The organism is Rhizobium sp. P38BS-XIX, assembly GCF_012641435.1.
Lineage (GTDB): Bacteria > Pseudomonadota > Alphaproteobacteria > Rhizobiales > Rhizobiaceae > Rhizobium.
Genome location: NZ_JABAIJ010000001.1, coordinates 1200620 through 1212181, shown reverse-complemented (window position 1 = coordinate 1212181; position 11562 = coordinate 1200620). Strand labels below are relative to the sequence as shown.

The following is an 11562-nucleotide window of genomic DNA, read 5'->3' as shown; positions in this document are numbered from 1 at the left end:
GATAACTGGCTTGAGCGAGGCCGGTGGTGTTCGCCGGCCTTCGCCTTATTTGCCGCAGATCTCGGAAATCTTTGCCTGCGCGAAGCCGCGGGCAAGATCCTGCAGCCCACCGACGGAGGAGATCAAATCGCCGATCGGGCCGTTGATGCCGATATGCATGTCGGTGATGTGGCATGAGCCGACATCCACTGTCATCGAGGCATCGAGTTGGCCCTTGATTGTGGTCTTCAGTACGCCGTGCGATTTGCAGGCCATTTCGGCTTGCGCATTGATCTGGACGCCTCCATTGGGCCCATCGCAGACATCAAGCGACTTGACCTCGAACTTGTCCTTATGGTCGACGCCCGGCAGCTTCTTGCAGGGATCTGCTTCATTGACCGACTTTTCGATCTCCGGGCCGAATTTGCTGTGCAGCAGCGACCAGCATGAGCCCGGCGCGGCCAAGGCCGGCGTCGTCGCAAGCGGCAGCGGCGTCAGCGGTAGGACGACCGCGACCGCCAGCGATGCCATGCGAAAAGATGGCAAGCATGAAGAGAGAAGTACGGATTGTTTCAGATTCACGGCGATCGATCCTCTTGAGAGAAGAAGCAAAGCAATGTCCCGGCCCTTCGCCAGTCTTCTATATCTTTCGCCAACAAAGCAATCCCCGGCATATCGGCGACGGCGGTCTAATCCTTGACGACCTTCGTGTCACATAAGCGATCGTAGAAAGTCTGGCCGCGCCAGATGATCAACGGCAAGAGCCACCACACCAGAGAAAAGACAAGCAGAGTAGGGCGAAAATGATCATGTCGATCCGGTATGCGATTGCCCGCCGCCAAAAATGACGCGGCGGCAGCGATGCCATCTGGTGATCCGATGGAGACGCCCTTAACGTAGAATCGAGCATTTGGCCGAGTGATCGGGTCGTTCAGATCGGGATGCCGTTGGCGTCCGGTGCTGCGTCGTCGCCGTCGTCGGTGCCGCCTTTGTAGCCGAGGCTCTTGGCCTTGCGCAACCATTCAAGAGCCTTGTTTGGATCGGCGGATACGCCGTCGCCATCGCGATACATGATGCCGAGATTGTAAGCCGCGTCCGCATAGCGGTGGCCGGCGGCTCGCTCGAACCAGTAGACTGCCTGGTCCGGGTTCTTGGCGATGCCTTCTCCATCGCGGAACATCACGCCGAGATTGTATTCCGCCTCGACGTCATTTTGGCCCGCGGCCTTCAGGAACCAGGCGATGGCCTGCTTGTCGTCCTGGCTGATCCCATCGCCATCGGCATACATCGCGCCGATATTGTACTGCGCATCGGCGTCGCCCTGTTCGGCGGCTTTCCTGAACCAGGACAGCGCTTCGGTGCCGTTCTTGGCAACGCCTTCGCCGTCACGATACATGATGCCGAGATTGTATTGCGCCTCGACCTTGCCCTGGTCGGCGGCCTTCAGATACCAATCGACTGCCTGGCTTTTGTCCTTGGTCGTGCCGTCGCCCTGATCGTACATCACGCCGACATTGTACTGTGCGTCCACATCGCCCTGTTCGGCGGACTTGCGGTACCACACAAACGCCTCGGCCTTGTTCTCGGCAATGCCTTCACCGGTGTCGTACATCACGGCGAGGTTATATTGCGCGTTGGCGTGACCTTGCGTTGCGGCTTTCTTGTACCAGACAAGCGCCTGCTCCTTGTCGACGGCGGTGCCTTCCCCCTGGTCGTACATGGTGCCGACATTGAATTGCGCTTCGGCGTTGCCTTGTTCGGCCGCCTTTCGATACCATTTCAGCGCCTGGGTGAGGTTCTTCTCGACGCCGTCGCCTTCCTCGTAGATCTGGCCGAGTTTCATCTGGGCGGTGACATTGCCCTTGTTCGCCAGAGAGCGCCAATAGTCCGAGGGTGATTTGATATCGCCGCGATCATAGGTATTGCGTCCGACATCGGCATGGGCCACACCCATCGATGCCAGTGCGAAGAGCAATCCTATCGCTCCCTTCTTCCAATTCACGCTCAGTCCTCGGCTCACTATCGAGTTCAATTCTGTACGGTCGCCCGCTATGGCAGAAGTGCCATCAGCAGACGAAAAGCAACCCAGCCCGGCGACGGGCCGGTGTCCGTGTCGGATGACCGCCCTTCGCCCAATGGTCCGAGATCCTTGATGGGACCTTCGCCGTTGGCTTCCATATAGCTCAAACCGTGCTGCGCTTCCGGCAATCCCTTGGCGGCGGCCTTATTGAACCAATCGGCGGCAACGCCAGCGTCCTTCGGTACTCCGTAGCCGTTATAATAGAGATATCCAAGACCATATTCCGCTCGTGCATCGCCTTGTTCCGCTGCCTTGCGGAAAAGCTCGACGGCGCGGCCGTAATCCTTGGCGACGCCATCTCCTTCGCAATAAAGGTAGGCGAGAGCGTATTGGCCCTGCGAATTGTTCTGGGCGGCGGCCTTACCGTACCAGTCTGCCGCCGCCGCCTTGTCGGCGGTCGTTCCCTGGCCGTTATCATACATGTAACCCAGCGCATATTGTGCATCCGCATAGCCCTGCGCGGCCGATTTTCCATACCATTCAAGTGCTTTGCGGTAGTCTTTCGCGACGCCGCGACCGCCGGCATACATGTAGGCGAGGGCATATTGGCCCTGCTGATCGCCCTGATCGGCCGACTTGCGGTACCACCTCACCGCCGAGATATCGTCGACCTTGACGCCTTGCCCGTTGGCATAGAGATAACCGAGCGCATATTGCGCATCCGATCGGCCTTGGTCTGCCGATTTGCGATACCATTGCAAGGCTTGGCGATAGTCCTTTGCGACGCCCAGTCCGTTCGCCAGGCTGTAGCCGACGGCATATTGTGCGTCGGCGCGGCCTTTTGCTGCGGCTCGCTTATACCAGATGAAGGCTTCCGCATCGCTGCGTTCGACACCACGGCCATTGGCGTAGGCATAACCGACAGCATAGAGACCCTGCGCATCACCCTGGTCGGCGGCCTTTCGGTACAATTCGAGAGCACCGGTATGATCTTCCGGAACGCCTTGGCCGTTATCGAACATATAGCCGAGCGCGTATTGCGCGTCGGATCGGCCCTGATCCGCGGATTTGCGATACCAGTTGAGAGCGATCTCAGAATCCTGTCGAACGCCAAGGCCGTTCGCATACATATACCCCAACGCGTATTGTGCCTGTGCCTGGTTCTGTGCGGCCGATTTCTGATACCAGTTGACGGCCTGTTCGTTATCGACGGGTACACCGCGACCGTTGGCCAAGGAGTAGCCGACGGCATATTGAGCGTCGGCGTTCCCACGCTGCGCGGATTTCAGATACCATTCCGTTGCCAGCTTCTGATCCGCGTTGACGCCGCGTCCGGCTGCATACATGTAGGCGAGGGCATATTGAGCCTGGGTGTTTCCCTGCTCTGCGGATTTTTGATACCAATCGACCGCCTTGGTGTCGTCGCGCTCCACGCCGTCACCATTGGCGTAGCGATAGCCGAGGCCGTATTGCGCGGCTGCATTGCCCTGCGTGGCAAACTCCACCCAGTATTTGAGATCGATGGTGGTCTTGGCTGGCCCGGGCGCCGGATCTTCCGCGTGGACGACCCATGGCCACGAAAGAGCGAGCGCCAGTCCCAATGCATAGCTCTTCATTTTCAAGGCTTGAATCTCCCACGTGCATCCAAGACGACAATCGATCCGAACAATATGGCGATGTCTTGGTCAAGAATTGTAAAGCATCGAAATGGCAACCATTTTACGCTGTACAGTATTTGATCCTTATCCCGGAAGCACGTCATAGAGACGGAAGATCCATGTGATCTGGTAGAGCAGTCCGAGGATTACGAAGGCCGCGTGAAAGCGCCTGTTCGCGGTAATCGCGGCAACGATGCAAAGCACGATATAAACGACGTTGCGGGTCGGATACTCCCAACCGAGCGAGTGGAAATAGACTTCGCCTTTCAGGCGCGTGTCGATGAGATCCACGGCGTAGGCGACGGCAAGCAGGCTGAAGAACCAGCCGCGCCGCGAAATGAAATATTCCTCGAAGCCGCCATAGTCGTCGACGGTGGGAGGATTGAGCAGCACGCACAGAAAATAGAAAAGGCAGCAAAAGCAGATCAGGAACAGATAGACGCCGAAGTTGATCTGCGCGACGGATTGCAGCCGATATTCCCACCACCAGAAATGGATGATGAACAGAAACATCGACAGCACCCAGCCGATGTGCACGAGATAGATCCTGTTCTTGCCCGGCGATTGCACGAACCCCGCCAATCGAGTCAGGAGCTGGGCCAGCGAAAGGCCGATCACCATGCTCATGACTGTCCGGATATAGACGTAGACTTCCGGTGAGTGTGCCGCCCCCTCCATGGCTTCAGCTTTCCGGCGGCACCGCCTTCGGCGCGCCGTTTTCATCGAGAGCGACCATGATGAACGTCGCGCCTGTGACCTTTTCCAGCTTGTTGTAGCGCGAACGATGTGCCCAGGCCTCTACATTCAGGGTGATCGACGTGCGGCCGACACGTTCGACGTCGGTGAAGACGCTCAATGTATCGCCGATCTTGACCGGAAGCTCGAATGCCATTTCCTTGACGGCGGCCGTGACCACGCGACCGCGTGCCCGTTCGGCGGCGCGGATGCCGCTTGCCAAATCCATCTGCGCCATGACCCAGCCGCCGAAGATGTCACCGGCCGGGTTGGCATCGGCGGGCATGGCGAGCGTGCGCAATGTCAGCTCGCCTCGTGGTTTGACGGCGTCGTTCATCCCTTTGCTCCTGTTCGGACTATCGATTCCGTCTTTCAACCTATGCAATCTCGCGGTCAGGGGAAAGATGCATCGACGCATGTCCTGAAGCCATTCGTAAAAGCCCGTCTGACGTATTCGTGATGGAGTTGATCGACTCATCGATGCCAGTCCGGCACAGATGAGATGTCGCGGTAAGTATTCGTTCACCGTTCCCATTTAGGATTTGTAATCGTTACCGACCGTGGCTGGGGCAGCGGATCAGGATTATGGCCTATTTACCAACATTACGGCGGGCTCTGCTGCCGTTGCTTTTGTCGTCGGCGCTGGTCGCTTGTACGGCCGATAGCCTTGTGCCCCCCTCGAACGTCGATAGCAGCTCCCGCGTTGGCTCGATCAGGCCGCATCGCAGCGTGCCTCAGCGGCAATTCGCATACCAGGGCGTTCAGGATCCCGTCGTTTCGGCCTCCAGCACCTACAAGCGCACCGGCGAAGCCGTGACCACGACGGACGTCGAGCAGGGTCTGGCGCAGCAATCGGATGTCCCGTCCCAGGGCGTCAACATGGATGCGGAGCTTGGGGTAGGCCCTGCCGAAGAGGCGCAATCGGCTTCGGTCGTGGGATTGGCGCAGGAAGAAGAACAGAATATTGCTGAGGGCGAAACCGACCAGCCCGTTGTCGACGGCATCGGGACGGATGCGCCGACGCAGACCAATCGCAGTCAGGCCAATCGAGGACAGGCCAATCGCTCCATCGTGCAAAGTTCCTCAGCGCAGGCGGAAATGGATCAATCACCCGTACCGCGCCGGCAGCAGGGCACGCAGGTCGCGATGCTGCCACGCATCGATAATCCCGTTCCGCGTCTTGATCAGCAGTTCGAAGCGCCGCAATCGACGCCGGGCATGATGCCGCCTTCCGAAATCGCTTGCCGTCAGGAACTGCGGCGCATGGGCGTTATCTATACGGACAAGCCGGCAATCTCGAGCGGTCCCGCGTGCCAGGTTCCCTATCCGATTTCACTCAGCGGGCTTTCCGGCAACATCGCTGTCAGGCCGGCGGTGACATTGAATTGTCAGGTGACGCTGGCTTTCGCAAAGTGGGTGAAGAACGAATTGGCGCCGGCGGCACGCACGCGCTATTGGTCCGGCATCGGCACTGTCGTCCCGCTCGGCGGCTATTCCTGCCGGCGGATGAACAATAGCCGGCAGCGATACAATCCGATGTCCGAGCATGCGCATGGCAATGCCATCGACGTCGGAACCTTCATCCTGAAGAACGGCCATGTGATCGACGTGCGCAAGAAGGGACTCTTCTCCTTCAGAGAGGGCGGGCTGCTCAAGGCTGTTCGCACCGACAGCTGCCGCTATTTCGATACCGTCCTGGGTCCGGGCAGCAATCCGGAGCATTGGAACCACTTCCATTTCGACCTTCGGGATCGGAAGGGCGGTCGTCGTTATTGCAGCCTCTGATTTGCACGTCTTTGTAGGTGCTTGCGCTCTTGCCGAACGCAGCGGCTGATTTACCTAGGTGAGACAGCGTAGTTGAGTGCGGCGTTTGATGGCGAGTGGGGGTTCCATGGAACAGATACCGAGACGAAAGAGAAGCCTGGGGCGTGCGTTGATCGCTGCATTGATCGCAATCGTCGTCGTGATCGGCGGCCGCTGGTATGCCTATGTCGCCTATGCCGACGATCCTTTTGACGAAGTGGGTATCGGTCTCAATTCGATGATGCCCGGGCCGATCCGTGACAAGGGTTGTGCAATGCTGAAGGAACGCTTCGAGCACAAGACGCTGCCGCCGGCCGGTTGCGGCGTTAATGGCAACTGGTAGCGGTTGCCTGATCATTTCCAGCAGAAAAAGAAAAAGCCGGCGCAGGCCGGCTTGAGCGGCGCACGGCAACAACGGGGGATCGCTGCCTGCTCCAGAAAAAAATTTCATGTCGCAATAAGGCATGCAATATAAATGCGAAGACAATCAATCGTCTAGTACGTCAGGCGCTGACGATGCCGCCAAGAGGCGTTGGGCGGATTTGCGACAAACGTTGCTCACCTGCGAATGTATATGCCCGAGCAAGGTCACGATTTGATGACAACTTATTTGGGTTAAGCGAACGCTGTGTTTAGACACATGGGATGGTAAAAGCCGAAAACCGGCTATATAGCGGGCAAACGCCAAGAAATTGATCACACTATAAAAGCCGGACTTGCCCACATCATGGCTCCGATTATTTCCATCCGCAGTCTTACCAAAACTTACAGCAACGGTTTTCAAGCATTGAAAGGTATCGACCTCGATATCGATCGGGGCGAGATCCTTGCTTTGCTCGGGCCGAACGGTGCCGGCAAGACGACCTTGATTTCGATCGTCTGCGGGATCGCCAATCCGAGCGGCGGCACGGTTACGGTCGGCGGCCACGACGTCGTGCGCGATTTCCGCGCCACGCGCAGCATGATCGGCCTCGTGCCGCAGGAGCTGACCACCGATCAGTTCGAAACCGTCTGGAATACGGTGAGTTTCTCGCGAGGGCTCCACGGCAAGAAAGCGAACCCGGACTATATCGAGAAGATCCTGCGTGATCTTTCGCTGTGGGAGAAGAAGGACAATACGCTTCGCCAGCTTTCGGGCGGCATGAAGCGACGTGTGCTGATCGCGAAGGCGCTGTCGCACGAGCCGGAGATTCTGTTCCTGGACGAACCGACCGCCGGTGTCGACGTGGCGCTGCGAAAGGACATGTGGCATGTCGTCGAGCGCCTGCGCGCGTCCGGCGTGACGATCATCCTGACGACCCACTACATCGAAGAGGCTGAAGAGGCCGCCGATCGCGTCGGCGTCATCAATGGCGGGCAACTGCTGCTGGTGGAGGAGAAGAAGACGCTGATGGCCAAGCTCGGCCGCAAGCAGCTGATCCTCGATCTCAATGAGCCGCTTGCTGCCATTCCGCACTGTCTGGAAGGCAACGGTCTTTCGCTCGGCCCGAACGGTCTGACACTGGTCTATGATTTCGACGCCCAGAACGAGCAGTCGAGCATTGCCACTCTGCTGTCGAAACTTGCCGCCGAGGGCATTCACTTCAAGGATCTCTCGACGCGCCAGAGCTCGCTCGAGGATATTTTCGTATCGCTGGTGGGAGCATCCAAATGAACTTCGAAGCGGTCAAATCCATCTACGGTTTCGAAATGGCTCGCACGCGCCGCACGCTGCTGCAGAGTGTTGTCTCGCCTGTCATCTCCACATCGCTCTATTTCATCGTCTTCGGCGCCGCGATCGGATCGCGCATCAATCTCGTCGAAGGCGTTTCCTATGGGGCTTTCATCACGCCCGGCCTGATCATGCTCACGCTGCTCGGCCAGTGCATCAGCAACGGCTCGTTCGGCATCTATTTTCCGAAATTCACCGGCACCATCTACGAAGTGCTGTCGGCGCCCGTCGCGATGACGGAAATCGTTCTCGGCTATGTGGGGGCGGCGGCGACCAAGGGAATGCTGATCGGGCTGATCATCCTCGCGACAGCGAGCTTCTTCGTTGATATCCGGATCGAGCACCCGCTCATGATGATCCTGTTCTTCGTGCTGACTGCCGTGACGTTCAGCCTGTTCGGTTTCATGATCGGCATCTGGGCCGGCAATTTCGAGCAGCTGAACCTGATCCCGATGCTGGTCGTGCCGCCGCTGACCTTCCTCGGAGGGAGCTTCTATTCCATCAATATGCTGCCGCCTTTCTGGCAGGCCGTCAGCCATCTCAATCCGGTTCTCTATCTGGTCAGCGGCTTTCGCTGGAGCTTCTATGGCATTGCGGACGTCAACCCGGTGCTGAGCCTCGGCATGATCACCCTTTTTCTCGTCATCTGCCTGGCTGTTCTCGGATGGATTTTCAGGACAGGCTATCGGCTGCGGAACTGACGGCGGATCTTTCCGGCAAGTTTCAGGGCGTTGCGGCGCTCGCCGCCGCATGAAACTCACCGATCTCGACACGATGTCGCAAGAACAGCGGGCGTAGACTTGCGAGAGGTGCTATGCCACCCCGCGGCGCGCGCTCGAATCTTGCCGCCTCAAAGTCTGCCGAAGGTCCATCATGTCCCAGTCCCATCCCAGCCAATCGCTCTCTCACGCACTCTCTCGCCTCGATGCGCTGACAAATTGGGAGCGCAAGCCGCGCGGGGAGATGCGGGTGGGCCTTGAGCCGATGCTGGACCTCATGCAGCGGCTGGGCAACCCGCATCGGAGCTTCCGCGCCATTCACGTTGCAGGCACAAAGGGCAAGGGGTCTGTCAGCGCACTGATCGAAGCCGGTTTGTTGCACGCCGGCTGGAAGGTCGGCCGTTATACATCGCCGCATGTCGACCATGTGAACGAACGCGTCAGTGTTCTCGGTCGCGAGGTCGAGGACGATGCTCTTGCCATAGCGATCATGCAGGTTCTGGACAGTTACGAGAGTGCGAAGCAGGCAGCAACGGCCGGCGAAGACGCGACGTGGTTCGACGTCATCACAGCTGCTGCTTTCGTCGTATTCTACAATGCCGGATTGAACTGGGTCGTGGTCGAGGTCGGCCTTGGGGGCCGACTGGATTCGACGAATGTTGTCTTCGGCGAAGTCGCCGTCGTCACCAATATCGGGCTGGAGCATACGGAAATTCTCGGGAGCACGCGCGAAGCGATAGCTCGCGAGAAAGTCGGCATATTGAAGCCTGGTGCCATGCTGGTCACCACGCTTGCCGCTGACGATGCGGCAGGGCGTGTCGTGCAGCAGCGTGCCGACGAACTGGGTTGCAAGGTGTATCGCACCGACCTTCCGGTGGATGCGACAATCGCCGACACCAATCTGGCGCTGGTGGGGCTCGTCTTTGATCATCTCGGTCGGCAAGGCGAAAGCGTGCTCCAAGGTGGTGCGCAAGGCCAGCCGATCGGCGCGCAGCTGCTTGAACCTGAGGTGATCGAAAAGGCACGTCTACCCGGCCGCATGGAGCGCTTCGACTACGTGCTGCCGTCCGCTTTGCAGTCCGGCCGAAAAGCAGTCCCCATGGTCATGGACGGCGCGCATGTGCCATTTAATATCGAAGCTGTCCTGCGCGATATTACGCGGTCGAACACCGTCAGCGGCGATTGCGTCGCCATCGTGGCTCTGGCGTCCGACAAGGATGCCCCGGGCTTTATCGAGGTGCTTTCGCATTATGTCTCGTATGCAGTGTTTACGGAGGCATCCGGCTCCGGGCGCGCCCATGCGGCTCAGGATATGGCGGCGCTCGGGCGGTCCATGGGCTTGGCCTGTGAAGCAGAGCCGGAGCCGCACAAGGCACTGGAGCGTGCTGTTTCCGCGGTTGCCGAAACCGGCGGCTGGCTGCTTGTTACCGGATCGCTATATCTCGTCGGCGCGCTGCGCGGCAGCATCCTCGGAAATAACGCGTGATGACATGCATCACGATCGGGCCTGCTCGTGTCGAGGATATCACTGATATTGCCAGGCTGCACCGCGTCATCTGGTGTGACACATATCGCGATCTGGCGCCGGCCGATGTCTACGAGGCGCTGGATGAAGAATATCGCCGGGCGCGATGGGCGGATATGTTTGCCAATCCTCGCCGGGATCAGCGCATTCTTTTGGCCCGACAGGGCGACCGGCTGGTCGGCATTGGCGCAATCGGCGCATCCTCAGAGCCGGCATTCGGAGGGCGCGGCGAGATCAAGTCGCTCTATGTGGACGCCTCTATCAAGCGGCAAGGGCTTGGTCGGCGGTTGATGCGTGAGATGGCGCGCGAATTTGCGTCGATGGGATACTCGTCTGTCGGCCTTGGCGTTGTCGTCGGCAACGAGCCGGCGATTGCCTTCTATAAAGCCCTCGGGGGCCAATTGGTCGGCCGCTATGTCGACCCGGGACCGTTATGGCGTTCCGACAATCTTATTTTCGCGTGGGACGATCTGTCAGTGCTTCTCTGAGCCGGCAATGTATCTCAGCCTGCTGTCGCCCGCTTGCGTGGCGCAATCGTCATTGCCATCACTCCGACGACGACACAGACAAGGCCGATGGCTGCCGTCGGTGAAAGGGGCTCGCCAAGGAAGGCGACACCGATGCCGACGCCGATCGGGACACGAAGATAGGCCTGCGCCGTGGTGCCGACCGAGCCCAATGTCTGTATAAGCCGGAAGTAGATGCTGAAGGCCAGTGCGGTGGAAACGACCGAGAGGCCGAGCAATGCGAAAACCGAAGCCGCTGATGGGGCGACTTGCCAGGGATGTTCGAAGACGAGGCTCGCGGGGATCAGCAGGGCGGCACCGCAGAGCAGCGAGCCTGCTGCGGGCATCATCGGATCCAGGCCTTTGAAATTCCGGCCGAAGAGAGCCGCGCAGGCGTAACAGACCGATGCCGCGACGACAGCGAGCTGCGGCGCCAGCTGCCGGCCCATTCCGTTGAGCGCATCGAGACCGATGATCAGGCAAATCCCCGCCATGCCCGCGATCACGCCGAAAAGCTTGCGCCCGGTCAGCGATTCGCTGCGAAGCAGGAACGCGGCGATCAAAAAGGTGAAGATCGGCGTTGTGGAGTTCAGGATCGTCGCAAGGCCCGCATCGACGGTCTGCTCCGCCCATGCGATGAGCGTGAAGGGAATGGCACTGTTGAGACATGACTGAATGAGAAAGCGCTTCCAGGTAGCTGAATCCCGCGGCAGGCTGAGGCCGCGCCAGCGGATGATCGCCAACAGGACACCGCCGGCGATCAAGGTGCGGGCGGCGATCAGCGTGATCGGCGGAATGGTGGAAACGCCAACGCGGATGAAGGTATAAGACGCGCCCCAGCAAGTGGCGAGGGCAAGGAGAAGCAGCAGTTCCGTCGTTATGTTGGCTTTTGCGGGCGCCATGGCG

Annotated in this window: 12 protein-coding genes; 6 read left to right on the top strand and 6 right to left on the bottom strand. The window is 59.2% G+C overall.

Annotated elements, in window-relative coordinates; genetic code table 11:
* Window positions 1-45: 45 nt before the first annotated feature.
* From HGP17_RS05885 to HGP17_RS05865, 5 genes are all read right to left on the bottom strand, one after another.
* Window positions 46-561 carry a hypothetical protein gene (locus HGP17_RS05885; RefSeq protein ID WP_168806776.1) on the bottom strand — a complete coding sequence of 172 codons (516 nt, stop codon included), beginning with the start codon at window positions 559-561 and terminating at the stop codon, window positions 46-48.
* 349 nt (window positions 562-910) lie between these two features.
* Complete coding sequence (locus tag HGP17_RS05880) at window positions 911-1981, bottom strand: SEL1-like repeat protein (protein ID WP_168806774.1); 1071 nt, start codon at window positions 1979-1981, stop codon at window positions 911-913.
* 47 nt (window positions 1982-2028) lie between these two features.
* Entirely contained in the window at window positions 2029-3615 is a 1587-nt protein-coding gene (locus HGP17_RS05875) for a tetratricopeptide repeat protein (protein ID WP_246703988.1), read from the bottom strand.
* A gap of 126 nt (window positions 3616-3741) precedes the next feature.
* Entirely contained in the window at window positions 3742-4335 is a 594-nt protein-coding gene (locus HGP17_RS05870) for a hypothetical protein (RefSeq protein ID WP_168806770.1), read from the bottom strand.
* A gap of 4 nt (window positions 4336-4339) precedes the next feature.
* Complete coding sequence (locus HGP17_RS05865) at window positions 4340-4729, bottom strand: acyl-CoA thioesterase (RefSeq protein ID WP_168806769.1); 390 nt, start codon at window positions 4727-4729, stop codon at window positions 4340-4342.
* A gap of 248 nt (window positions 4730-4977) precedes the next feature.
* On the opposite strand from HGP17_RS05865, the gene HGP17_RS05860 reads away from it, so the two are divergent.
* From HGP17_RS05860 to HGP17_RS05835, 6 genes are all read left to right on the top strand, one after another.
* Window positions 4978-6177 carry an extensin family protein gene (locus HGP17_RS05860; protein WP_168806768.1) on the top strand — a complete coding sequence of 400 codons (1200 nt, stop codon included), beginning with the start codon at window positions 4978-4980 and terminating at the stop codon, window positions 6175-6177.
* A 106-nt stretch (window positions 6178-6283) separates the two neighbouring features.
* Entirely contained in the window at window positions 6284-6538 is a 255-nt protein-coding gene (locus HGP17_RS05855) for a hypothetical protein (protein ID WP_168806767.1), read from the top strand.
* A 384-nt stretch (window positions 6539-6922) separates the two neighbouring features.
* Window positions 6923-7849 carry an ABC transporter ATP-binding protein gene (locus tag HGP17_RS05850; RefSeq protein ID WP_168806766.1) on the top strand — a complete coding sequence of 309 codons (927 nt, stop codon included), beginning with the start codon at window positions 6923-6925 and terminating at the stop codon, window positions 7847-7849.
* Window positions 7846-8607, top strand: a complete 762-nt coding sequence (locus HGP17_RS05845; protein WP_168806765.1) for an ABC transporter permease — start codon at window positions 7846-7848, stop codon at window positions 8605-8607. Before HGP17_RS05850 ends, HGP17_RS05845 begins: the two co-directional genes overlap by 4 nt.
* Window positions 8608-8779: 172 nt before the next feature.
* Entirely contained in the window at window positions 8780-10111 is a 1332-nt protein-coding gene (locus HGP17_RS05840; protein WP_246703954.1) for a Mur ligase family protein, read from the top strand.
* Window positions 10111-10638 (top strand): GNAT family N-acetyltransferase, encoded by a 528-nt coding sequence (locus tag HGP17_RS05835; protein WP_168808116.1) that lies wholly within the window; start codon window positions 10111-10113, stop codon window positions 10636-10638. The genes HGP17_RS05840 and HGP17_RS05835 overlap by 1 nt, the downstream gene beginning before the upstream one ends.
* 14 nt (window positions 10639-10652) lie before the next feature.
* Here HGP17_RS05835 and HGP17_RS05830 read toward each other — a convergent pair whose 3' ends face one another.
* Window positions 10653-11558, bottom strand: coding sequence for an EamA family transporter (locus HGP17_RS05830; protein ID WP_168806764.1), 906 nt, complete (start codon window positions 11556-11558; stop codon window positions 10653-10655).
* Between the last annotated feature and the right edge of the window lie 4 nt (window positions 11559-11562).